Here is a 23,506-nt window from a genome sequence, read left to right as displayed (position 1 = left end):
GTCCTCCCTGGAAAACCCAGCAGAAAGGCAGCGAACGTGGCAGAAAACGGACCCTCACCGAAAGCGCCGCGTCGACGCCCTGTGCGTCGTGCTCTCGCCATCATCTCGGGGGCTCTGGCGCTCCTGCTCGTCCTGCTGATCCTTCTCTGGAACTGGGACTGGTTCGTGCCACTCATCAACCGCCGTGCCAGCGCCGCGCTGCATCGACCGGTTTCGATTGCCCATCTCCATGTCAAACTGGGTCTGACCACGACGGTTTCCGTAGACGATCTGAAGGTTCATCAACCTGACGGCTTTGAGTCGGAAAAGGAGCTTTTCGCGAGCGCCAATAAATCGACGGTCTCCGTCAATGTCTGGCGCTACCTGACTCACAAAGGTCTCGAGATTCCTCTGATCTCGATCGACACGCCCAAGGGCGATATCGTTGCGCTCGCCAACGGCAAAAACAACTACAGCTTCTCTGACCCGAACGCGAAGCCTGATCCCGCGCCAAAAGACGACTCCAAACCCCTTGAGCTGCCCAAAATTGGCGATCTGATCATCACCAATGGTGACATCCGTGTGGCCATGGCCAAGCTCAAGACCGACATGCACATCCTGATGCACACCACGCCCGCCCAGGGCGAAAAAGACGGGAACATCGTGCTCGATCTGAAAGGTCGATACGCTCAGGCCCCCATCTCCGGCCATATTGTCGGTGGCTCTCTTCTGACGCTCACCAATTCAAACCACCCCTATCCGATCGACGCGCGTCTCGAAAACGGTCCAACCTATGTGACGCTACGCGGTGCCGTCGATGATCCCCTGCATTTCAAAGGGACAAAGCTCGTTCTGCATTTTGCAGGTCCTGACATGGCCCTTCTGTATGGTCTGACAGGTATTCCCATCCCCCACACGCCCAATTACAGCGTATCGGGAAATCTCGCTTACACCGCCGCTCATATCCGCTTCAGTAATTTCTCTGGTAAGCTGGGTTCGTCCGATATCGGGGGAACGATCTCGGTCGACCCGCAGACCAAGCCGATCACGGTCGATGCCGACCTGCACTCCCGTCGTGTCGACCTTCAGGATCTGGGCGGATTCATCGGCGCCAAGCCGGGAAAAGGCGAGAGCAAGCAGGTCTCGACAAGCGATCGCATCCTGCCTTCCCAGCCGATCAATGTTCCCAAGCTCAACTCGGTTAATGCGCATCTCGTCTATAAAGGCGATCGCATCGAGAACAAGAGCACGCCGCTCGATAACATCGTGGCTGATATCGTCGTCCATGACGGTGCCATCACCATCAACAAGCTGGCTTTTGCTGTCGGCGACGGAACGCTCGGTCTCTCGGGCGCGCTCAACCCGGCATCGAACGGACAATTCGACACGCATTTCAAGGTCGATGTCTCCCGTCTCTCAGTTCAGCGCCTCATGAAAGCGACCGATACCTTCAAGGGTCAGGGAACGCTCGGCGGCCACATCACGCTTGCCGCAAAGGGTAATTCCATCGCAAGCCTGCTGGCTCATGGCGATGGCGGCGTGACCCTCGTGGTCGATCATGGCGGTGATGTCTCTGCCCTTCTTCCCGATCTGCTGGGACTGAAGATCGGCAGTGCAATCCTGTCAGCTGTAGGCATCCCGACACGTTCGGATCTGAAATGCTTCATCGCCGATATGCCGTTGCGCCAGGGCATTCTGAGCACGAACTCCCTGCTGCTGATGACCAATAACACCCGCACATTGGGCGGCGGCACGGTCAATCTCAGAAACGAAACCCTCGATTATCACGTCGTCACCCGCTCGACTTCCTTCAATGTTCTGTCTCTGCCCGGACGGGTCAATGTCACCGGCCCGCTCAAAAGCCCGACGATCATGCCCGGTGCTGAACTCATCGGTCGCGCCGCCGCCACAGCAGCGCTCGCCGTTGCCTTTCCTCCGGCAGTCCTGTTGCCAACCATCCAGTTTGGTGTCGGCGAAGGAAGCGCCTGTGAAACAGCCCTTGGACAAGCCAACAACGCCCCTGCGGCTGGCGTCAAACCCGGATCGACGACGGGCAGCGGCGCGGCAACCGTCCAACCTGGCTCCAGCGGCAAGGCGGGCCCACAAAAGCCCCTGAACCGTAAGCAGGTCCATTCCGTCTGGCAGAAGCGTCTCAAACAGCACTAACCGTGCTCAAAAACGTCAAGGTCGATCTAGGAGATTGATCCCTACGCGCCATCCTGCCAGTTTGTAAGGATGGCGCGCATCTCCCTTCTTCTGACCGTACTGCTCTGTCTTGCTGGCTGCGAGACAGCTCCCATCCCGGCAAAGGTGGAGACGGCCACGGGCCTTCCGCCTGTGATCATGATTTCAATCGACGGCTTCAGGCCCGATTACCTTCATCACGGCGACACCCCTACCCTCGACAGATTGGCCGATGAGGGTGTTTTCGCCCCGATGCGTCCCTCTTTTCCATCGGTGACCTTTCCGAACCACTACACGCTGGTCACCGGACTGCGTCCCGATCATCATGGCATCATCGGCAATACGATCATCGACCCCGACATCCCGGGAGAAGTCTTCAGCGTCAGCAAAAAGACGGGTCTCGACGATCCTCGCTGGTGGAATAACGGTACCCCGGCATGGGTTACTGCGCAGATGCACGCTCATGACAGCCATCATGTTCTGGCCCGGTTCAGACGTCCCCATCCTGAATACCCGCCCTCAGATCTGGTATCACTTTGATCCAAAGCGCACCCCGACACTCCGGGTCGACACGGTGCTCTCATGGTTCGACCGCCCCAGCGAGAAGCGACCGGCATTGTCTCTCCTCTATTTCGATGGTGTCGATCATTCAGGCCACAAGCATGGTCCGTTTGCTCCGGAGACTCACGCGGCTTCTCGCGAAGTCGATACTGCCATTGCGCGTCTCATGGCTGGGCTCGCCGAGCGCCATGTCGCAGCCAATATCCTGATCGTCTCCGATCACGGCATGACCGAGCTGAGCCCTCAGCGCGTCATTCCCCTGAGCAGTCTGGCCACGCCACACAGCATGGAAATCGTCACTTCCGGTCCCTATGCTGGCATCAACCCGGTCCCCGGCCACGAGCGCGAACTGGCCCGCTCTCTCTCTGCCCAGCGCGACCACGTTACGTGCTGGTCGAAAGACCGCATCCCCGAGAGATTGCACTACGGCACAAACCCGCGCGTCCCGGCCTGGCTCTGCCTCGCCGAAAACGGCTGGACGCTGACCCGGGAGCCTCATGAACACGTCATCGCCGGTACGCATGGCTATGACATGGCCGCCCCGGACATGACAGCGACCTTTATCGCGTCAGGACCGGCCTTTCTCTCTCACAAAACCCTGCCGACCTTCGACAACGTCGATGTCTACCCATTGCTCATGATGCTTCTGGGTCTGCTGCCGGAGAATAACGACGGTTCTCTGGTTCCTCTGCAGGGCGGCCTGCGTGACACCTATCGTGCCATTCAGTGAAGACGGGTCGCCAGCCGGTCGACGCCCTTGTCGCTAGCGTCCCTTCTCTCATAAAAAGCCACTACGCCTCTTTCCTGCCCGGAGCCTCGCTATCGTGACTGCCTCTTCTCTCTCCTCCTGGCTGGATCGCCGCTTTAAAATCGGGCTGAGAGGGTCGACGGTTCAGCGTGAAATCCTGGCCGGTCTTACGACGTTCGGCGCCATGGCCTATATCATGGCGGTCAATCCCGCGATCCTGTCCAAAGCGGGGCTCGCCTCACATGACCTGATCATGACGACCATCGCCGCCGCCGTCTGCGGCACGTTGCTGATGGCGATCTTCGCCAACATGCCGATCGCACTTGCCCCTGCCATGAGCAGCAACGCGATCTTCGCGCAGGTCGTCGTCAACCAGATGCATGTCGATGTGCGAACCGCCTTTACGATCGTGCTTCTGGGAGGGATTGCATTCACAGCGCTTTCCGTCACCCGGCTACGCCACAAGATCATCCAGGCTTTTCCCGAACCCATCGTCCTGGGCATTCAGGTTGCAATCGGCATTTTCATTGCAAGGCTCGGCATGGTGACAGGCAATCTCGCTGTCGCCGCCCCCGATGGCTTTCACTTCGGCAGTCTGAGCGACCCCTCTGCCCTTCTGACCCTGTTCGGGCTGTTTCTGGCGGGCGCCCTTGTCGTCCTGCGTATTCCGGCTGGAATGCTGATCGCCATTCTGGCCGTCACACTTGCGAGCCTTTTCGTTCATAAGGGGGGCCACCCGGTTACGAGCCTGCCACAGCATTTTGTCGAGTGGCCGCACTATCCCACGCACCTGCTCTTCCCCTTCAATTTCGGCGACTTTTTCTCTCATCTCGAGCTGCTTCTGCCGATCACCCTCTATTTTCTCATCAGCGATTTCTTTGATGCGACCGGCACGATGTACAGCGTCGCCAATCGTGCCCGGCTGACCAAGGCTGATGGAACCACACTGCTGGGACGTGCGGCTTTTGCTGCCGATGGCTCTGCAAGCATCATCGGCTCTGCTTTGGGCACCAGCACCGTTTCCGCTTATGTCGAGAGCCTGGTAGGGGTCGAAGCAGGCGGACGGACGGGTCTGACAGCCCTGATCGTCGCCCTGCTCTTTGCCGCTTCTTCTGTCCTCTGGCCCTTGATCGTGATGATCCCGCCTGAAGCCACAGCGCCCGTGCTCATCCTTGTCGGGCTCTCGATGCTTTCCGCACTCGGTCAGGCCGCCAACGGGTCGCAGGAGGCCATTCTGACGCCCGCCTTCATGCTTCTGATCGCTGTACTGACAGGAAATTTCATGGTCAGTCTGGCGCTTGGCCTCCTGTTTTATTCTCTGATGCTTCTGGTCACGCGCCAGTTCGTCCGGCTGACGCCAATGGTCCTGGGTCTGGATGCCGTGTTCCTCTTTTATCTTTTCCTCATCAGCCAGACCGGATTGGGGCAAGGATAAGCTCCTCGCCCTCTCAAACGGTCTAAAGCATCCGCACCTCAGCCAACGCCTTGGGAAGGGCCTCAGCCAGCATGTCCAGCTCGGCGGGGGTCGCGGTGCCGATACGGATCCAGCCCGGATAACGCGCATCGTCAAACACACGGATATCGACCGCATGACGGGCAAGGGCATCCCGCATCGCCAGAGCGGGGCGTTCTGTATCGACATAAACAAAGGTACCAACGCTCTTCAGATATTTCAGCTGATGAGTCTCGCAGACACGGTAGATCTTCTCCCGGCACTGGGTCAGATAGGTTTGTGCCGCTTGCAGATACTCAAGGTCTCCCAACGAAACGAGCGCGGCCCGGTAGCCTGGCTGGTTTCTGGAGGTCGTCGTCAGACTATAGAGCTGTTTGACGCGTTCGGGTCGCGCCAGAATATAGCCGATGCGTAATCCCGCCATACCGTAAACCTTCGAGAAAGTCCGGGCAACGATCACATCCAGCCCTTCACGAACCAGCGGCGACAGGGTCATGCGCTGATAGTCAGGCAGCAGCTCGTAATAAGCTTCGTCGATGACCACCGGACAACGCGGCGCGACGTCCCGACAGAACCCGATCAGCGCCTCATGATCGATCATCTGCCGTGGGATTATTGGGATTGCAGAAATAGACCATGCGCGTGGCGGGAGTGATCGCTCTGCGCATCTCCACGAAATCGATCTGATGCTCACGCAGGGGAACATAAACGGTCTCGATCCCACGCCGAGCCGCATAATTGAGATGCGTTACATAGGTCGGATGCGGTGCCAGAACCGTCCCGCCACGAGCAATATCGCAAGTGAGCAGACTGAGGGCGTCGAGAGAACCATTCGAAAGCGCAACCTGATCACGTGAGAGGGTCTCCTGACCCGCAATACGAAGCCTGAGTTCGGTTTCGTCCTCCACATAATAAGGCGCGAAGGACACGGACTGCTCAATGGCACGACGCGCAGCCGGTGCTGGCCCGAAAGGGTTTTCAGTCACTTCCAGACGCGCGCGGCGGGAAGGCATGCTAGAGGAAGGAGAGGTCGGAGGCGCAGCAAAGGCTGAGCGTGCCTGTTGCGTCCCCAACAGGGTGAGCATCGTCGCGCTGCCCCCCAATAATGCACGGCGTTTCACAGTTTCCACCTCATATCCGGGATTTTCAGGTCACCCTCGGCAGCGGAAAGGTTATTATCAAGTTAATTACGCAACGTAACAAACGTAACACCAAAGCTTCATTGCGAATTCACCCTTAAAGCGCCCGTGATCGACGAAACATCGCCCACTTCATGGAAAGGTGGGCTTGATGTTCAAAAAGACGGTTTTCGCGACAACAGCTGGCATTCTCCTTGCTGGAACAGGACTGGATGCTGCGGCGGCGGAAGGCATCCGTCCCGCAAAGCCGCCTTTGAGCGGGCATCAAAAAGGTCGGGCGACGCCAGTCCCGACGTCGAAAAAGGCCAAGCTCCCCGTCATCCGGGAACGCGCCGACACGGAAACAGTGATCGTCACGGGTACGCACGCGACGAACCGTCTGGCCCGCCAGAGCTCATCCCCTGTAACTGTGATCTCAGCCCCTGAACTACGCCGCTCCGGCCAGCTCAATCTCGCCGATGCCCTGACACGCACTTATGCATCCATCAACGTGCCGACTATGGGCAACGATGCCGGAGCCCTCACCTCTGCGATCCGCATGCGAGGCCTCAACCCCAATCAGGTTCTCGTCCTCGTCGACGGAAAGCGTCGTCACACCACGGCCAATATTTCTGCTGTCGCAGGTCCCGCATTCGGTGCCACACCCGTCGATCTGAACATGATCCCGGCAGCTTCGATCGATCACATCGAAGTCCTCGAAGATGGTGCCGCCGCTCTTTATGGCTCGGACGCTCTGGCCGGTGTCGTGAACATCATCACGAAGAAGACCGATCATGGTCTGAATGTTCGTGGGCAGACGGGTGCGAACGCCTATAATGGAGATGGCTGGCAGTACAGCACCAGTCTCGATGGTGGCCTGAAATTTCTGCGTGACGGGTATCTCCATCTGAGCGGACAGGTTTATCACACCGACCATATGGTTCCTTACACCGAAGATCACCGCCTTTTGGGTTATGCGCCTCCCGGAGCGGGCACGGCGCTCTATCAAGGGCCGGTCAAAGTACCCAAAAACTCGAACAAGGTCATGAATACGCCAGAAGAAACCCGGGAAAACCTGAGTATTGCTCTTGGTAAGCCAGTTACCCCCGACATCGATTTCTACTCGCTCATCACCTACGCCCACCGGCATGCGGAATCTTACCAGAACTATCGTCCCCCTAACATCGCACCTAGCTATTACCCTTCAGGCTTTACGCCGATCGAAACGATCGAAGAGAACGATTACGCCGCAACACTCGGCCTCAAGGGCCGCGCTCTCTTTGGGTTTTCGTGGGATCTCAGCACGAGCTACGGCGCCGATGAGGACAAGATCGGTAACAAGAACAGCGTCAATCTCGGCATGCTCAGCAAGAACTGCCTCTCCCGAAGCAGCTTCCCCAACAGCACAAGCCCTTACCTGTCGACGGAAAGATGTGGCTGGTCACCCAAAACGACGCGTGCCGAGAGCTATCGCATGGCGCAGTGGACGAATGCGCTCGACTTCAAACGCTCTCTCCATACCGGTTTTTCCGTTCCCACGACGATTGCCTTCGGGGCGGAACACCGGCTCGACACTTATGAAATCGTGGCTGGCACACCTCCCTCCTACGAGGCCGGTGGCATGTCGGGCTATGTAGGTCTGAGCCCTCAAAATGCCGGCAAATGGAACCGTAATATCTGGGCAGGCTATGTCGATGGCGATTTCCATCCCCTGCCTCACTGGGATGTCGATCTCGCTGGAAGGTTCGAGCACTATACCGATGTCGGCAATACCGAGAACGGCAAGATCTCGACGCGCTACGACATTACGCCACGCCTGGCCGTGAGGGGCACGATCAGCAACGGGTTTCGCGCACCGACACTGGCCGAGCAACATTTCAGCGCGATCAATGTCGGGGCTACAACCGTCTCTGGACTTCTGCCCGTTGGCTCGCAGGCCGCTCGCACCCTTGGAGCTGCCCCTCTCAAGCCTGAACGTTCAACCAACGCCAGCGGCGGTATCGTAGTCGAACCCTTCAAGGGCCTTCAGGTCGAGGCTGATGTCTATCAGATCAATATTCGCGATCGGGTGATCGCTGGGGGCTCCAATAACGGGCCGGTCGCGATCGCCGCTTTGCAGCAGCTGGGCTTTGTCATCCCCTCTGGTCTCGATCCCAATGCTGTCAGCACCTACTTCTTCGCCAATGGTGCGAGCACGCGAACCCAGGGTGTCGATCTGAAAGCCAGCTATCTGCTGCATCTGGCCCGCTATGGCAGCGTCAATCTGACGGCGGCGCTCGATCTCAATCGTACAAGACTGACCCACGTCGCCACCACGATGGTCAGAGGTCGTGCCGTTCCCCTGCTCAATGCAGCAACTGCTGGTTTCATCACGACGGCCTATCCCCGTTCGAAGCTCATCCTGAATGTCTTCTGGACGTTGGGAAAATGGGATGTGAACCTCCGTCAGACCCGCTACGGCGAAACGACGGCCATGCTTGGGTATCAGGACTGGACGCCGTCCTCCGCGCGCTGTGAGGCCGGTGGCGCTCTGCGCTATTCAAGCTCCTGCTTTGCGCAATTCAAAAACACACCGCGTTGGCTGACAGACCTTGAGGTCGGCTATGCCTTCCTGCCACGCTGGCATATCGCCATCGGCGCGAATAACATCTTCAATATTCGTCCGAGACGCGTAAACCCGATCAACAATAATTATGGCGCCCGCATTTATGATGCCAACTCCGCACAGGTCCCGATGACAGGCGGCTATTATTACGGACGGATCGACGCCAGCTTCTAAGAGGACAATTTTCTGTTCAACGGGTGAGTGATGGAACGGCCCCTGGCTGTTCCATCACCCTGACCAAAGCAGAACAGGAAATTCCGGTATTTTCGGCGGAGAGATATCGAACAGAACCGCAGTAAAAGCACTTTCTGAAAACGAATTTTATTTTTGAAAAAGGGGATCTGCCTATTTTTGGACATAGTAATATCGTCCATAAACGCTGTGATACCGGGAGCGTGATGCAAAACTTCCCCGGTATCACACCTGAATTACGCTTTTCCGCGCCATTTTATCTCCCCTGTGTGGAATGGGCCCTTTCCGCTCTACGGCGAAGAACCGGAGCTCCAGAGACCTCAGGCAACGACATCCTCTCCTACGGTGACGCGCGCAGGGCTCAAGCAGGGTCGGTCAAGAAGCGCCCCATCGCAGCGCGTGCCGCAGAGGCATCGCGCCCTAACGCCATGAGAGCCCCAATCTGACTAGGCTGTCTGGCGAGGCTCCTCAACAGCTTGACCGGAGAGATGCGGCCGCCAGCCAGCACATCGCAGGCGGCAGGAGGAAGATCACGCCGGGAGTCGTCGCAGACGACCCGCAAAACAGCAAAAGGGAGCCCCGCGCGCGCGACGAAGCCGCTCTCCATATCGACGGCAAGGCAGGAAGTCCGCGCATGAAGGGCAGCTTTTTCAGCCGCTGTCACGACAAGGTCATCGCTGTGCAGCATACCGCCATGCAGGACGCCGGCTCGACCCACTCCAAAATCACGGGACAGAGCAGAATCCGTTTTTAAATGCCTGCCCCCTGCCAGCACCCATTGCGGAATCACGATCGCACCCGGCTCGAGGCCGGGCTCAAGGCCTGCCGCACATCCAAACGAGAGGAGACGGGTTGCCCCCGCTGCGAGCAGCCGCTCGACACCGGCCTGCGCGCCTTGGCTCGTCGCTCCACTGAGAGCAATTGGAGCATCGGGGCAGCGGCTGCGTATCAACCGCGCCTCGGCTTTCAGACCGACGAGTATTCCAAGCATCTCAGAAGCCGTATTCTACCCGGCCCGAATTGCTCAGCCCCAGATTACGGAAGCGCGAGAGAGCCATCAGGGGGAAGAACTGCTTGTAGCCATGGTAGCGAAGATAGAAGACCTTCGGAAAGCCGACCGCGTTATAGGGCTTTTCCTGCCATTCGCCCTTCTCGTCCTGCTGGGAGACGAGATAGGAAATTCCGCGCTGCACGACGTCGCTTTCCCGACGACCGACCGCCATGAGACCAAGCACTGCCCAGGCTGTCTGGGTCGGCAGGCTCATATCGTATTCGCCCGGTGCAGCGCCCTCGTACGAAGCGCAATCCTCACCCCAGCCGCCATCCGGGCGCTGGGTGCTCTCAAGCCATGCAACCGCACGCTCAACCGCCGGATCATCATGCGGCACACCTGCGGCGTTGAAAGCGCAAAGCGCTGACCAGGTCCCGTAAATGTAGTTCGTGCCCCATCTTCCAAACCAGCAGCCCTCGGCCTCCTGTTCACGTCGAAGATAAGCCAGGCCACGCTCGATAACGGGACGATCCTCGGGAAAGCCTAGATCACAGAGGAATGAGACACACCTCGCCGAGACGTCGGCCGTCGGTGGATCGAGCAAGGCACCATGATCGGAGAAGGGAATGTGATTCAATGCTTCGAGATCATTATCGATATCGAAAGCGCCCCAGCCTCCGTTCGTGCTCTGCATGCCGACGATCCATTCACGGGCGCGGGCAATCGCCTCGCGATTGCCTTCCGGATCTTCACGATTGAGCAGCATCCCGACAACGGCCGTATCGTCCACATCGGGATAGTAGTCATTTTCGTACTGGAAGGCCCAGCCACCGGGGCGCACGTCGGGACAATTGATAGCCCAGTCGCCCTTGACGTTCAGAATCTGACGCTCGCGAAGCCATTTCATGCTGCGCTGCATACGCTCACGCGTCTCCTTTGGACGCGTTGCCTGCGGACCTGACGCAGCCTCGACCATGGCCATGCTCGACAGACCCGTATCCCAGACGGGTGACACACAGGCTGACAGTAGGTCTCATCTTCTTTCTCGACGAGAAGTTCCTGGATCCCTTTCCACGCCAGCTCAACCCGTGGATCGTTATCCGGCACGCCCATCTCACGATACATCATCACGACATTGGCCATGGCCGGGTAAATAGCGCCAAGACCACCTTCCCCAAGACGCGGCTCAATGAAGTCGATCGCTGCCTTGATGGCCTTCTTGCGCATCGATGCCGGAAAGCGCGGTTCTATCGGTCGCAGCACGGTATCGACGTGCTTGAACACCCGCCCCCAGAAGGAACGGTAAGGGCCCCGGATCCAGTCCTTCACCTCTTCGGGAGGTGTTACAAAGAGTTCCTGGATATGGATGTTCCGCGGATTGATCGCGCGGGGTTCCAGTGTGCGCAGAACCAGAAGCGGCGCCACTACGCAACGCGACCAGTAAGACATGTTCCACATCGAGAATAGCGCTGCCTTGGGCATCAGCATGAGCTCAACCGGCATGACCGGCGTTGCCCGCCAGGGCACTTCACCAAACAGGGCCATCTGGATGCGGGCGAACACGTTGGCACGTGCCGCTCCACCGTGGTCGAGAATTGCCTCGCGGGCGCGTTTCATGTGAGGCGCATTGATATCGTCACCAATAGCCTTGAGCGCGAAATAGGCTTTCACCGACGCCGAGAGATCGAACCCTCCATCATGATAGAGGGGCCAGCCGCCATGCTGCCCCTGAATACGGCGGAGATAGACGCCGATACGCGCCTGCTTCTCGTCATCGATCCGGTCGAGATAATGCTCGAGCAGAACATATTCAGCCGGGATGGTCGCATCAGCCTCAAGCTCGAACACCCAATGGCCATCGTCATTCTGCCTGTTGGAGAGCGCAGCGTGGGCGGAATCGATAGCCTGACGCACCTGGCCCATATCCGCTTCGGCCGGAATCCCGGTCTCGTGGCGCTCCAGAACGTCGGAATAGATCAACATTGCCCGCCCATGTCCTTTCTAAAAACTCAATAATACCGTTAGAGGCCCAAGACCTTGATGGCCTCGGTGCCTGAACGGATCGCCCCTTCAATGGTTGAGGGAAACCCTGTCTGGGTCCAGTCCCCGGCAAGCGCCAGGTTCTCGAGACGCGTGCGGGCCTGCGGACGCAGACGATCCTGCGCCGGAGTGGCCGCAAAGGTCGCGCGCTTTTCACAGACCAGTCGCACAGGCGGTACGGCTTGCGGCAGGCTTTCTACCAGCACGGGCCCTACAGCCTGACGGATTTCAGACCAGATCGTGGCGATCAGTTCGTCATTGTCCCACGTCGTATAGCGATTGGCGGCGCTCACAGTCACGGAAAGAATGTCGTTCTTGAGGTAGATCCACTCCGCAACGCCTCCGACGAGACCGACAAATCCCACCTTGGCCAACATACCGCGTGCCTTCACAGGGGCCGACAGGCGGTAATGCACGTTGATGATGCTCTCATACGCATCAGGCGCGCTGAAACCGGGCAGATGAGCCTCAAGCAACGAACGTGCGACCGGAGAGGGGGCTGCAAACACCACCTTGTCCTCCGGACCGACCGCAATCGTGTCACTTCCATTTTTCAAACCGGTCACGCGACCGCCCTGCACGTCAAGGCCTGAGATACGTGTGCCGCAATGCACTTCCCCCTGCAGACGCCGCAAATGAGCAACTGCCGGGTCAACAAAGCTCTCGGACAAGCCTTCAGACGGATACCAGGGGCGACAGGCAGAGCCACCGAGCACCAGTGTCTCGCGGATGATCGCCGCCAGAAGGGTGGCGCTGGCCGATTCAAGCGGCGTATTCAGCGCGGAAACCGCGAAAGGCTCCAGAAGCCGGCGCGTCAGCATGCCGTCTCCAAGGAACTCACTGACAGTTTGGTCTGGTCCCGCCCTGAGAATCCGTCCCAGCATCGCCAGTTCGGAGAGCTTCATACCCGGGACCCGACGACGCCTCGAAAACGCCCAGAAGGGCACCCGTCCCTTTGAAAGGCTGAGTGTCCAGCCAGATTGGCCTTGAGATCGAACCACGGAAAGATGGGTGCTCCGGGACCAGTCAGCGTTTTTTCTGCCCCGATCAGACCGAGATAACGGAACGTCGACTTGTTCGCCGAGAGCAGCAGATGATTGCCATTGTCGATCCGCGCGCCAGCGCCTTGTCGAAATAGGACCGAGCACGCCCCCCACAGGCAGGACCGGCCTCATAGACAGAGACTCTGGCGCGTCCGATGACGTCGACGGCTGCGGAGAGACCTGCCAGTCCACCGCCGATGATATGAACATGGGTCATGGATTATCGATAATACGCAACAAGGGAGCGCAGGACACGTCCTGCCTTGCTGGGTTTCACCGGCACGTCCGGATGACGCCAGCCCCGACGCGACAAAGCTGTCAGGATCGGGCGATAGGACGCTGCCATGATGCGCGCCGGACGCATGGCAACAGTGTCGCAACGCTTCATGGCGCGGCGCGCCTCGCGAAAATGGTCCGCAGCCCGCACAGCCATGATCCGGGCCAGCGGATCCAGTCCTACCGCGTATAGAGCTTCCTGTGAATCGAGCGGCACATCATGGCGCACGAGCATCTCACGGGGCAGATAAAGACGCCCACGATCGGCGTCCTCCTGAAGATCACGCAGGATGTTGGTCAGCTGGAGAGCACGACCGAGATGATGCGCCACGCGGTCCGCTTCAGGAGAAGAATCACCAAAGACACGGACGGAGAGACGTCCAACGGCAGAGGCGACACGGTCACAATAAAGATCGAGCGTTGCCTCATCGGGCGCAACGATCGGTCCGGCCGCATCCATCGCCATACCATCGATGACAGCTGCAAAATCTTCCTGACGCAGACCGAAACGGGAAATCGAGGCGAGAAGTACCCGGTCAAGGCCATCGCGAGCCTCGCCCGCAAACAGACGCTCGATGCGGCGATGCCATTCCTGCAACGCCTCGGCGAGATCAGGTACCTGCACATCGCCATCGGCGATGTCGTCGACTTCACGACAAAAGGCGTAAACGGCAAACATACCGTAGCGCCGTTCGGACGGCAGAATTTTCATTCCTTTGGCGAAAGACGTACCGGCGCGGGTCACTATCGCATGGACATGCTCTAGATCGGCCACGGAACAGCCCAGCACCGCTCCCTTTTGAAACCCGCTCACTGCGTCATCCCTGTCTCGTCAACGTGTTGGACCTTTTACCCGCAAAAAATCAAACAGCAAAATCCGGGCTCTGTTACACGCGTTCGAAAACCGTCCCCCCTTGTCCAGTCAAAAGGAAAGCCGCCCATGAAACATGTCCTAGCGCTCACATCCTGCGTCCTTGTCATGGGGCTCTGGGCCTCGGCGACAGAACAGGCTCGGGCGCAACAGACGGCCTCAGCGCATGCCGAGCGACTTCTTCAGGCAGATCATTCCTGGAACGGCAATCCCTACGGCGCCTATCCCGCCGGACAACCGACGTTGACAACGATCCGCCTGACGATTGCGCCCCATACAGCCCTGCCTTGGCACACCCATCCGATCCCCAATGTCGGCTATGTGCTTCAGGGGCAGCTGACCATTCAGGACAAGGCCAGCGGCGCCAGTCATGTCTACCATCAGGGCGAAGCTTTTGCTGAAAGCATGAACGATGCCCATCGCGGCATGTCGGGCGACACACCGACTGTTTTGCTTCTGACCTATGCCGGGGGCGATCATCTCCCCACCTCGATTCCCCTCAAAGGCGAGAAGGACGAATACTGACCGGAACCGCGCAATCTCGTTTCGAAAATGATTTGACATTCGTAACGAATGGCCATTTCCTTGAGCGATCTGTTCCATCGGAGACAAGCTCATGACTGCGCAATTGACCCAGGAAGCCAAAGAAGAACTCTTGGGACGTGGCTACTCACGTCGCCATTTTGGTCGCCTGACAGGCCTGCTCGGCATGAGCGCCGCGCTCACGCAGTTCGGCTCCTCGGCTTTCGCCGCCATCAAGGCTCCGGGCGATGATCCGTTCGTGGGCCATCCGGACATGGTCCGTATCGGCAGCAATGAATGCTGGACCGGCCCTTTCCCTGCTGCCGTTACGGCCGGTCAGGCGCAGGTACCGTATGGCAACCGCTATGAACCCGATCATCTGCGTTCCACGCTTCTGCGAACGGCCTCTTCGGTCGAGGGGATCTCGGAAGACCATATCCTGCCCTGGCCTGGCTCCAGCGATCCGCTCTGTCGCTCGGTTGTGACCTTCTGTTCCCCCGAACGGGGGCTGGTTACCGCCAACCCTACCTACGAAGCCGCCTGGCGCACCGCTGACTGGATGAAGATCAAGCTGACCCGCGTCCCCCTCTCGGCGCATAATGCTATGCGACTGATGTGCGCGCCATGCTCAAGGCCGATCCGAATGCGGGCGCCTATTACATCTGCAGCCCGAACAACCCGACCGGCACACTGACGCCGCTCGAGGATATTGCCTGGCTCGCCGACAACAAGCCCGCAGGCTCGGTCATCATTGTCGATGAGGCCTATATCCACTTCTCAAACGCGCCGAGCGCCATCTCGCTGGTCAAGCAGGGCAAGGACGTCATCGTTCTGCGAACCTTCTCGAAGATGTTCGCCATGGCGGGCCTGCGCCTCGGCCTCTCTTTCGCACGCCCCGATCTGCACAAGCGTATGATGCGCTATGACGGCCCGAACATGATCTCCATGCTCAACATCGTCGCCCTGGCTGCCGGAGCGGTAAGCCTTGCCCAGACCGACGCCATCAAGGCACGACGTGACGAGATGATCGCCGCACGCAGCATGACCTTCGATCATCTGGCAAAACGGAAAATCCGCGTTGTCCCCGGTAGCGCGGCCAACATGTTTCTGGTCGACTGGAAGAAACCCGCTGCCCAGATGAAGACGGCTTTTGCCGCCAGAAAAATCGAAATCGGTCGCAACTGGGACATCTGGCCGACCATGTCACGCGTCACTGTCGGTTCGATGACAGAAATGGAAGCCTTCTGTGCCGCCCTGGACCAGATCCTAGCGTAAAAACCCTCTTCTTTTTTAAGAGGTCACGCACTCACCTCAAGAAAAAGGGCACCGTCTCAACGGTGCCCTTTTTTACGAGCGCTTAGCCGATAAAGGCTCTTGCCCCCTTGGCCAGAGCATAAAACCCGTCACGACGCGTCACCTTCACCCGACCCGCCACAGGGTCTTCACGACGCAGTCGCGCTGCAAGGCGATGGGAAAGTGCGACCACAACGGCGCAATAAGCGCGCATCCGACGATCACGCACCAGCGCAGGCAACCGCGCGGCTTCACGGTTCAGGTGATCGACTTCATCGAGAAGGTGCATGAAGACACGGCGCAAGCCCGGCTTGCTGCGCGCCAGAAGCACATCCTCGATTTTTGCCCCTTCAGCACTCAGCATCTCCTGAGGCAGGTAGGAACGGTCGAGCGTCTTGAGATCCGACGTGACATCCTGCAAATGGTTGATCACCTGCAAAGCGCTGCAAAGCGCATCTGAAAGCGGCAGGGTTTCGGGCCTCTCTCCATGCAAAAGCAGCAAGAAGCGTCCAACGGGGTTCGCCGAAAACCGGCAATAACCCAGCAACTCGTCCCAGCTCTCATAGCGATTCTTGACCGCATCCTGACAGAACGCCGTAATCAGATCCGTCGCGGTCTCAGCCGGAACACCGGTCTGAAGAAGATGGCGTCGCAATATGACAGCCGTCTGGGCATCAGCACGCTGAGGGGCCTCGCGTGTTCCGCGAATAACCTCTTCCATCCCCCGCAATCGGGCGATCTTGGCCTCGGAGGACAGTGTCGCATTATCGACCATATCATCGATAACCCGGGCAAAATTATAGTAAGCCGTGACGTGGGCGCGGTTGGCTTTGGCAAAGAGCAAGGATCCAACCGGAAAGTTCTCGTCACTCGCTCCCTTGGGGGACGTGACATCAGCCTCTCCCCAGACAGGATCGACCTTCTTGCTGATCGCGCTCATCAGGCGTGCGTCTCCTCAGTATAAAAACGGCTTTTCCACTGCACGCCGCGCCCCCGATGATGGTCGACAGCAGAGCCTATGGTCGCTGCCATATAGAAAGCCGCCACGACCGGCAGGGCGAGCGCGCGCAATGGAGATAGCTTGAAACGCGACAGGGTCGGCAGGAACGAAAGCGTCGCCAGAAAGAGCGATGCCCCGCCCATGATTTTCACGCGCCCCCGGCCAAAAAGGGCAAAATAGACAGGAGCCAGCCAGACCAGCCCCATACCCAGAATGGTGCAAAGCAGGATCACAGGTGAGTATCGCAGCTGCACATATGCCGTTCGTGCGATCATGCGCCAGATGTCAGCGGCGCCCCGATAGGGACGAATCGACCAGGCCAGAGTGCTGTGTCCAAGATAAAGCCTGCCCCCTGCTCTCTTGATGTCACTGGCAAGAGAGCAATCATCGATCAGGGCGCCCCTTACTGACTCGACCCCACCGATACGCTCGAGCATGGAACGGCGTACGAGGATGGTCCCCCCGGCTGCTCCAGCCACCCCGGAGGAAGGGTCGTTGACCTTCTCGAACGGGTAGAGCATCGCAAAGAAATAAACGAAGGCAGGGACCAGCAACCGCTCAGCCGCGCTCTCGCAATTGAGCACAACCATTTCCGAAACCATATCGAGACGGTCACGCAGGGCCTTTTCAACCAGCGTTTCGAGATGCAGCGCCGAGTGCAGAATATCGCGTCGGTAAGCAGGATGAAGCCTTCCGGGCCGATCTTCTGACGGGCCGCCATTTCACCCTGATGCACGGCCCAGAGCTTGCCGCTCCACCCTTCAGGACGCACGCCTCCGGTAAGAACCGTCAGACGGCCATGCGGGTCTGCCACCGCACGGGCCAGATCGCCCGTCCCGTCAGTGCTGCCATCATCGACAACAACGACGCTGAGCCTGCCTTTGTAATCCTGCTGCAGCAGCGTCGCGAGACAGCTGAATCGACTCAGCCTCATCGCGCGCGGGCACAACAACCGCGACATCGGGCCATGAATCGGTCTGCGCTGCCCTCACCGGGGTCAACTGCGCGCCAGTTCGCCAGAAGCGACCATGGGCAAAAAGCAGCTTTCCCCAGGCTGCCAACGCAGACACTGCCATCAGATTTCTGATCATTTCATCGAGATCCGGCCATGTTCACGAAACCAGGTGATTGCGTCGGCCACCGCATCACGGGCCGGGCGTGGCGCATATCCAAGATGCTCCTGCGCCTTGAGCGACGTGAAGAACATCTTCTTTTTCGACATCGCGAGCGTCTCACGGGTCACGCGCGGTTCAATACCAAAGCCACGCGCCAGCCATTCGGACACGACTGCCACAGGCTGCAACCAGGATTGTCTGAGTTTGATACGCGGGGGCTTCACGCAGGCCACTTCGCTGATCAGTCCGAAGAAATCGCCCAGCATGTAGTTTTCACCACCGAGGATATATTTCTCACCGATCACACCCTTCTCGAGTGCCAGAACGTGACCTTCTGCCACGTCATCGACATGCACGATATTCAGACCGCTCTCGACATAGGCCGGCATATTGCCTGAACCGACGTCAACAATCATCTGGCCTGTGGGCGTCGGCTTGATATCCCGAGGCCCGACAGGTGTCGACGGATTGACGATCACAGCTGGCAGCCCCTGCTCACGCACAAGCCTGAGCACCTCCTGCTCGGCACGATATTTCGACAGCTTGTAAACGCCGATGACATCGTGTTCGGTGACGGGCGTCAGCTCGTCAGCGGGCGTCCCATCCTTGGTCAACCCCAAAGCAGCAACCGACGAGCAATAAACGATACGTTCAACCCCGGCATCGAGAGCGGCCATCATCAAACGGCGCGTTCCCTCGACATTGGCGCGCATCATCACGGCGGGGTCGGGGACCCAGAGGCGATAATCGGCAGCGACGTGAAACAGATAGCGGCATCCGGCAAGGCTGGCACGAAGCTTTCAGGTGCGGTCAGGTCGCCAGTCACCAGATCGGCATCCAGCCCTTCAAGGTTGGAGAGATCCGCTCCAGCGCGGACGAGCAACCTGATCTTGTGCCCGCGCTGCTTGAGAATACGCGCGACCGCCGAGCCAACGAAACCGGTCGCACCGGTAATCAGCGTGTATTCACTCATGATATCTCTTGATGCTCACATTGCTAGCAGATCGATCCCGCACCATACCGCCGGGAAAACGACAGGCAACCTTGGGGGCGATGGCTTTTTCGTCATTTTAAGCCCCGGAGTAGCGAAAGCGGATTGTCTGGTGTAGACACCCGCGAACACTTGACAGCGCGACATCCTCTCAAAATGCCGCAGATGTATCGCCCATCCGCCCTCCGTCGGATGATGCCCCATCGCAACCCCTGCGTCGTTCGGACAAGACTGACCTTGAAGACCCTGACCCTCATTCTCTCCCTTCTGGGCGTCGCTCTCCTGACAGGGATCATGGCCTGGCTCGGCATCGACCATGTTCTCACTGCCATGCAACGCATCGGGATCGGAGGGTTCGTCGCCATCGTGGGCGGCCAGGTTCTGGTCGATATCGGTCTGGGCATCTCGTGGTTTTTCGCCTGTCCCGAGCTCGGGCTCTTCCGCGCCATAGCCTCACGCGCTGTACGCGATGCCGCCGGAAACTGCCTGCCCTTCTCCCAATTGGGGGGCATGGTCATCGGCATTCGCGCCACATGCAGTATCCCCGGACTCAGTCGTCGGCTCAGCCCGCTCCAATGGCCTGCTGCCATTGCGACTAATATTGTCGACATCACGACCGAAGTCCTCGGTCAGATCGTCTTCGTCATTATCGCCCTCGTCTTTCTGTTCAATCACAGCGGCACTAATAAGTTCACCTGGCCCGTCTTGGGGGGAATGGGACTGCTGACGCTCGGCATTGCAGGTTTTATCTGGACCCAGCAGCGAGGTGGCGTCGCCATTCATCACGTTGCCCGCTTTCTCGGACGTCATATTGCCGAGGGCTGGCGCACGACCCTTATCGACAATATGGACAGCTTTCAGGCACAGCTCGATCTGCTCTGGGCGCGTCCGGGCCGGATTGCGAGCGGAGCATTGATCCATCTGCTTTGCTGGCTGGGTGGCGCTGCGGTGACATGGCTCTCGCTTGAGCTCCTTGGCGCCCATGTCGGTTATGGAGGGGCCATCGCGATTGAAGGCGTCGTTTGCGGTATCATGTCCGCCTCCTTCCTCGTTCCGGCAGCGCTCGGCGTGCAGGAAGCCGCCTATGTCGCTCTTGGTTATTTTTTCGGGATCGAAGCGGATATTTCTCTGGGTCTGTCCCTCCTGAGACGCGGACGCGACATCGCAATCGGCATCCCGGTCATGGCCCTTTGGCAGTTCTCGGAAATGCGTCGCCTCCGTGCCGCAAAGAACAGCTCTGCTGAACAGGACGCACTGGACTACGCCGACTCTGCCCCCCGGAGAGAACCCTCGTGACCACGCCACTTTTCGGCACGCTCTGCGTCATCGGCCCCGGACTGATGGGATCATCGGTTTTGCGACGCCTGCGTGCGACGCCCGGTCTGGTCGACACACTTGTCGTCACGGATCGTGACCCGGACGTGCTCAGTCGCGTCCACGCGCTCGATCTGGGCGACATCGTGACCGCTGATGCGCAGGAAGCCGTCAAAGACGCCGATTGTGTCATGCTTTGCGTGCCGGTCGGGGCAATGGCTCCTGTCGCCACCGCGATCCTGCCGCATATGAAGCCGGGCGCCATCCTGACAGATGTCGGCTCCACCCGTCGAAGCGTCGCTGACGCTGTCTCCCCGCACATGCGGGACGACATTGCCTATGTTGCTGCCCACCCCATGGCGGGTACTGAGCACTCAGGACCCGATGCAGGGTTTGCGACGCTTTTCGAAGGTAGCTGGTGCCTGCTCACCCCAGACTCCAAAGCGCCGCAGGACGCCATAGACCGCATCGCCGCGTTCTGGGACGCAATGGGCGCACGCATTCGGGTGATGGATATCGATCAGCATGACACGATCTGCGCCATGGTCAGCCATCTGCCGCATATGATTGCGTTCACCATCTGCGGTACTGCAGACACTCTCGCTGAAGAGATGCGCACAGAAGTCCTGGATTTTGCCGCATCAGGCTTTCGGGACTTCACCCGCGTCGCGGCATCTGACCCGACAATGTGGCGCGATATTTTTCTGCATAACAAAGACGCTCTTCTGAGCGTGTTCGACCGCTTCAGTCAGGATATGGCCGACATGGCTGCCGCAATCCGCGAAGGTGACGAAAAGACCATCGTTGAGACAATATCGCGTGGCCGCCGAATCCGCCGCGGACTAGCCGACCGCGGCAAGGCGTAAGGCGCCGACCTGCTGCAGCCAGGAAGGCTCGTTCCGTCCGCCCGAAGCAAATGAACGGCCTATACAGGGCGTCTATTCCTGCAACTGACCACTTGCACGCGCTTTTGCCGCTCTCCTGAGGCCATCAGTCCTCAGGAGGCACTCGATACAGACATCATAGCGGGGTGCTCCCCGCTGTGAGTATCAAGTTCAGATGGTGACAACGCGCAGTGTGTTCGTCGAGCCCTTCTGGCCGAAAGGCAGACCAACGAGCAGAACCAGCTTGTCGCCTTTCTCTGCATAGCCTTCTGAAACAGCCAGTCCGACCGCCTGATCGACCACGCCTTCGACACCGTAAACCGGCGTCTCCTGCCCGACCGACATGGCACGCACGCCCCAGACCATGCTCAGGCGACGTGCCGTCTCATCATCTGGTGTCAGCGCCAGAACCGGGCAATCCGCACGCTCACGAGCAATCTGAAGCGCGCCACGACCGCTCTGGGTGTAGACCACGATCACAGCTGCCGAGACGGACTGCGCCACATGCCACGCCGCTTCCGCAATCGCGCCACCGGTCGTGCCATCGCTATCGGGGCGGAAGGCCTCTTCCTGCATGCGCCACTCGAAGTCGTTCTCGACACGACGCGTTACGCGCGCCATCACTTCGACGGCCTCCCGCGGATATTTGCCCGCAGCGCTCTCAGCCGAAAGCATCACGGCGTCGGTGCCGTCGAAAACAGCGTTGGATACGTCGGAGACTTCAGCGCGCGTCGGGGTCGGCGCGGTGATCATGCTCTCGAGCATCTGCGTTGCGACAATGACGGGCTTGCCCTGGAAGCGGGCTTCGCGGATGGCGCGCTTTTGTTCGATCGGCACTTCTTCAGCCGGAAGCTCGACGCCCAGATCGCCGCGGGCAACCATCACGGCATCAGACAGCGCAATAATGTCGCTCAGACGTTCCATTGCCTGCGGCTTTTCGAGCTTGGTCATGATCCAGGCGCGGCCTTTGGCGATGTCTTTCGCTTCCTGCACGTCTTCAGGACGCTGCACGAAGGAAAGCGCCACATACTCGACACCGAGATCGAGCGCGAAGGCGAAATCCTTGTGGTCCTTCTCGGTCAGAGCCGGGATAGGCAGCACAACGTCAGGAACGTTCACGCCCTTACGCTCGGACAGAAAACCGCCCACTTCGACTTCCGTCTCCATATGGGTCTCATCGCAGGAGACCACACGAAGACGCATCTTGCCATCGTCGAGCAGCAGACGGCTGCCGGGCTCGGCGGCGCGCATGATTTCCGGATGTGGCAGGCAGGCGCGACGGGCGTCGCCCGGCGTGCGATCGAGATCGAGGCGGAAACGAGCGCCTTCAAGAAGCTCGACCTTGCCATCGGCAAACGTGCCGACGCGCAACTTCGGGCCCTGCATATCGGCCAGAATGGCGAGAGGACGGCCCAGCTCGGCTTCGACATCACGAATGGTCGCATGACGCTTTGCATGATCTTCATGCGAGCCATGCGAGAAGTTCAGACGAAACACGTCAGCGCCAGCAAGGGCCAGAGTGCGGATCATCTCATGCGTAGACGAAGCCGGGCCAAGGGTCGCAACAATCTTCGTGCGGCGCTGTTCGGCCTCTTTCTTCAGTCCCGTACCCTGAGCCGAAGCTGCTTGAGGTGAGGATGTCATACTGATCTCCGATCCAATTGCTGCACTTTGCATATCATAGCCTCAGCTAGGCTGAAGCGTCTCTCCTGGCAACAGCCCCCAGAACACACGTCTCGGGAGCCATCCGGTATAGCCCTTGACCACCACTTTGCACCACGAGGATCCCTGAGGGCACAGCTTCAGAGTCCCCACGGTTCCGGGTTGCAGAACGGCCACGACAGCGCTCTCTTCGTCCGCCTGACTGTAAAGCAGGGTGTCACCCTGACGTTGACGCGCCTCGCTTTCGCCGGGCACGTAACCGAGCACACGCGCATCCGCCTTGCCGATCACATCACCAGTTTTAGCCGACGCCTCTCCGACCGCTGCGGCATGCCCCTCAGGCGGTTGCCCTGGGATGACGAACGTGCGCTGGCCAACAAGAGTCGCCTGATGCACCCAGCCTTTCATGCCGTCTGCATCCTCGATCAACCGCCAGACATCGAACTCGCGTTCGACCTCTACGGGCAGGCCACGACGATGATAGACCCACTCGATGGGGTAACGCTGTCCCGGTCCCTTGCGCAGAAACACCTTGTCCGCGCGCATCGCCGCAAAGCGTGGCAAGGGAAGCCCGGTATTGGTGCCCTTGTCCTGCACGGGAACATCAGGAGCGGCCGCAGCGGTGTCGGGGGCTGGCGACGCGCTCGGCGAAGCCGCAATCGCC

15 protein-coding genes and 5 pseudogenes are annotated in these 23,506 nt (G+C 59.2%); 9 read left to right on the top strand and 11 right to left on the bottom strand.

The features are described from left to right. Positions 1 to 36: 36 nt before the first annotated feature. The 3 genes and pseudogenes from JCM15831_RS14040 to JCM15831_RS14030 all read left to right on the top strand — a co-directional run bounded on the left by JCM15831_RS14040 (position 37) and on the right by JCM15831_RS14030 (position 4,907). Positions 37 to 2,145, top strand: a complete 2,109-nt coding sequence (locus JCM15831_RS14040) for an AsmA family protein (RefSeq protein WP_025824737.1) — start codon at positions 37 to 39, stop codon at positions 2,143 to 2,145. Positions 2,146 to 2,214: 69 nt separating this feature from the next. Beyond that, a pseudogene (locus JCM15831_RS21185) lies at positions 2,215 to 3,454 on the top strand (alkaline phosphatase family protein). A gap of 94 nt (positions 3,455 to 3,548) precedes the next feature. Next, positions 3,549 to 4,907: an NCS2 family permease gene (locus tag JCM15831_RS14030; RefSeq protein WP_025824736.1), complete on the top strand. Its 1,359-nt coding sequence runs from the start codon at positions 3,549 to 3,551 to the stop codon at positions 4,905 to 4,907. A gap of 22 nt (positions 4,908 to 4,929) precedes the next feature. Here JCM15831_RS14030 and JCM15831_RS23465 read toward each other — a convergent pair whose 3' ends face one another. Further along, positions 4,930 to 5,526, bottom strand: coding sequence for an aminotransferase class I/II-fold pyridoxal phosphate-dependent enzyme (locus JCM15831_RS23465; protein ID WP_051528552.1), 597 nt, complete (start codon positions 5,524 to 5,526; stop codon positions 4,930 to 4,932). Continuing rightward, on the bottom strand, positions 5,513 to 6,055 hold the full coding sequence (locus JCM15831_RS23460) for an aminotransferase class I/II-fold pyridoxal phosphate-dependent enzyme (protein WP_051528551.1): 543 nt from the start codon (positions 6,053 to 6,055) through the stop codon (positions 5,513 to 5,515). Before JCM15831_RS23460 ends, JCM15831_RS23465 begins: the two co-directional genes overlap by 14 nt. 157 nt (positions 6,056 to 6,212) lie before the next feature. On the opposite strand from JCM15831_RS23460, the gene JCM15831_RS14020 reads away from it, so the two are divergent. Next, the gene (locus JCM15831_RS14020) at positions 6,213 to 8,822 is read left to right on the top strand and encodes a TonB-dependent receptor plug domain-containing protein (protein WP_373277663.1); all 2,610 of its coding nucleotides are present in this window, start codon (positions 6,213 to 6,215) and stop codon (positions 8,820 to 8,822) included. A gap of 379 nt (positions 8,823 to 9,201) precedes the next feature. Here the strand turns inward: JCM15831_RS14020 and JCM15831_RS14015 are convergent, their stop codons facing one another. The 4 genes and pseudogenes from JCM15831_RS14015 to hpnD all read right to left on the bottom strand — a co-directional run bounded on the left by JCM15831_RS14015 (position 9,202) and on the right by hpnD (position 14,004). After that, entirely contained in the window at positions 9,202 to 9,831 is a 630-nt protein-coding gene (locus JCM15831_RS14015; protein WP_025824734.1) for a nucleoside phosphorylase-I family protein, read from the bottom strand. A gap of 1 nt (position 9,832) precedes the next feature. Then, positions 9,833 to 11,754: pseudogene (gene shc, locus JCM15831_RS19385) on the bottom strand (squalene--hopene cyclase). Between the two features lie 98 nt (positions 11,755 to 11,852). Next, positions 11,853 to 13,131: pseudogene (gene hpnE / locus JCM15831_RS19380) on the bottom strand (hydroxysqualene dehydroxylase HpnE). Positions 13,132 to 13,134: 3 nt separating this feature from the next. Continuing rightward, positions 13,135 to 14,004, bottom strand: a complete 870-nt coding sequence (hpnD, locus tag JCM15831_RS14000; protein WP_035774620.1) for a presqualene diphosphate synthase HpnD — start codon at positions 14,002 to 14,004, stop codon at positions 13,135 to 13,137. A gap of 126 nt (positions 14,005 to 14,130) precedes the next feature. On the opposite strand from hpnD, the gene JCM15831_RS13995 reads away from it, so the two are divergent. The 3 genes from JCM15831_RS13995 (at position 14,131) to JCM15831_RS23075 (ending at position 15,858) form a co-directional block, all read left to right on the top strand. Continuing rightward, positions 14,131 to 14,586 (top strand): cupin domain-containing protein, encoded by a 456-nt coding sequence (locus tag JCM15831_RS13995; RefSeq protein WP_025824732.1) that lies wholly within the window; start codon positions 14,131 to 14,133, stop codon positions 14,584 to 14,586. Between the two features lie 91 nt (positions 14,587 to 14,677). Further along, positions 14,678 to 15,277 carry a hypothetical protein gene (locus JCM15831_RS23080; protein ID WP_232228222.1) on the top strand — a complete coding sequence of 200 codons (600 nt, stop codon included), beginning with the start codon at positions 14,678 to 14,680 and terminating at the stop codon, positions 15,275 to 15,277. Continuing rightward, positions 15,208 to 15,858 carry an aminotransferase class I/II-fold pyridoxal phosphate-dependent enzyme gene (locus JCM15831_RS23075; protein ID WP_232228221.1) on the top strand — a complete coding sequence of 217 codons (651 nt, stop codon included), beginning with the start codon at positions 15,208 to 15,210 and terminating at the stop codon, positions 15,856 to 15,858. Before JCM15831_RS23080 ends, JCM15831_RS23075 begins: the two co-directional genes overlap by 70 nt. A gap of 82 nt (positions 15,859 to 15,940) precedes the next feature. On the opposite strand, the gene hpnC is transcribed toward JCM15831_RS23075, so the two are convergent. The 3 genes and pseudogenes from hpnC to hpnA form a co-directional block, all read right to left on the bottom strand. Beyond that, a complete protein-coding gene (gene hpnC, locus JCM15831_RS13985) occupies positions 15,941 to 16,816 on the bottom strand; it encodes a squalene synthase HpnC (protein ID WP_035774618.1) in 876 nt (291 codons plus the stop codon). Further along, positions 16,816 to 17,967 (bottom strand): annotated as a pseudogene (locus JCM15831_RS19370) (glycosyltransferase). Before JCM15831_RS19370 ends, hpnC begins: the two are co-directional and overlap by 1 nt. Further along, positions 17,964 to 18,964: pseudogene (gene hpnA, locus JCM15831_RS19365) on the bottom strand (hopanoid-associated sugar epimerase). Before hpnA ends, JCM15831_RS19370 begins: the two co-directional pseudogenes overlap by 4 nt. Before the next feature lie 255 nt (positions 18,965 to 19,219). On the opposite strand from hpnA, the gene JCM15831_RS13970 reads away from it, so the two are divergent. Both JCM15831_RS13970 and JCM15831_RS13965 read left to right on the top strand, forming a co-directional pair. Continuing rightward, a complete protein-coding gene (locus JCM15831_RS13970; RefSeq protein WP_025824730.1) occupies positions 19,220 to 20,278 on the top strand; it encodes a lysylphosphatidylglycerol synthase domain-containing protein in 1,059 nt (352 codons plus the stop codon). Further along, positions 20,275 to 21,162: a prephenate dehydrogenase/arogenate dehydrogenase family protein gene (locus tag JCM15831_RS13965; RefSeq protein ID WP_025824729.1), complete on the top strand. Its 888-nt coding sequence runs from the start codon at positions 20,275 to 20,277 to the stop codon at positions 21,160 to 21,162. The genes JCM15831_RS13970 and JCM15831_RS13965 overlap by 4 nt, the downstream gene beginning before the upstream one ends. Before the next feature lie 189 nt (positions 21,163 to 21,351). Here JCM15831_RS13965 and pyk read toward each other — a convergent pair whose 3' ends face one another. After that, positions 21,352 to 22,824: a pyruvate kinase gene (pyk, locus tag JCM15831_RS13960; RefSeq protein WP_084490718.1), complete on the bottom strand. Its 1,473-nt coding sequence runs from the start codon at positions 22,822 to 22,824 to the stop codon at positions 21,352 to 21,354. Between the two features lie 42 nt (positions 22,825 to 22,866). Then, positions 22,867 to 23,506 (bottom strand): SH3 domain-containing protein (locus tag JCM15831_RS13955; RefSeq protein ID WP_025824727.1); only part of this gene is annotated, 640 nt, incomplete at its 5' end.

Source organism: Asaia astilbis JCM 15831, from assembly GCF_000613845.1.
GTDB lineage: Bacteria > Pseudomonadota > Alphaproteobacteria > Acetobacterales > Acetobacteraceae > Asaia > Asaia astilbis.
Note: the sequence above shows the minus strand (reverse complement) of the source record. Positions and strands in the feature narration are given on the sequence as shown.